Here is a 913-nt window from a genome sequence, read left to right on the forward strand (position 1 = left end):
CCAGCACGGCGGCGTGGCGGTCTTGCACGGGCGGCGCCAGCACCGCGACGGCGCCGGCCGCCGGCGCCAGCGCGAAGCCCAGCCGCGTCGCGCGGATGCCGGCCAGTGTTCCCAGCGCCGTCCGCAACCGGCCGATTTCCACCCGCAACCGCGCGCGGTGCGTGTCGTCCGGATGTCGGGCGCGGAAGGCCTGCGCGATCAAGGCGTCGCGCGGCGCATCGCCCGGCCACGCCTGGCCCAGCGCCTGCGCCAGGGTGAACAGGACCGGGCGGCTGGCCAGCGTCAGGCTGTGGCCCGCGCCATGCACGGCATAGCGGCAGGCGTCGATCACCAGCGTGTCGGACGCCAGCAGCGTTTCCACCTCGTCCAGGCGCAGCGCGCGGATTTCGCCCGCGTGGTGCAGTTGCGCCGCCGGCGTCTCCAGCGCCAGCGCCGCCTGGCGCACTTCGGCCTGCAGGGCGGGAATGGCCGCCGCCTGCGCGGCGTGCGCGGCCCGCGCCAGGGCGGCGCGGGCGGTGGCGGCCTGTACCCGGCGAAGCGCGATGCCGGCCAGGGCCAGCTCGTGCACCGCCCGCAAGGCCGGCGGGAAGGGCGCGGGGTCCAGTCCCGACAGCACTTGCTCGGCCTGTTCCAGGCGTCCCATCAGGATCAGGCGGCGCCCGGCCAGGTAGCCGGCATAGGCCGCATTGCGCCGGTCGCCATGCTGTTCGAGCGCGGCGCGGGCGGCCTCGAGCGCCGCCGTCGGCCAGCCCAGGTCGCGCGAGGCCAGCGCGATCTCGGCCTCGGCCACCACGCAGCGGGCGCGCGCCACCGGATCCCTGGCGCCGAACGCGCGGGCGGCGCGGCGCACCAGCGGCCGGGCGCGTTCAAAGTCGCCCAACTGCGCCAGCGCGATGCCGCGCAGCGCCAGGGC

General features: G+C 77.5%; 1 protein-coding gene. It reads right to left on the minus strand.

Annotated elements, in window-relative coordinates:
* A partial coding sequence (locus H0523_RS32055) for a helix-turn-helix domain-containing protein (protein ID WP_180180329.1) occupies positions 1 to 913 on the minus strand: 913 nt, incomplete at both ends.

Origin of the sequence: Achromobacter insuavis, assembly GCF_902859645.1 — a bacterium.
GTDB classification, from domain to species: domain Bacteria; phylum Pseudomonadota; class Gammaproteobacteria; order Burkholderiales; family Burkholderiaceae_B; genus Achromobacter; species Achromobacter insuavis.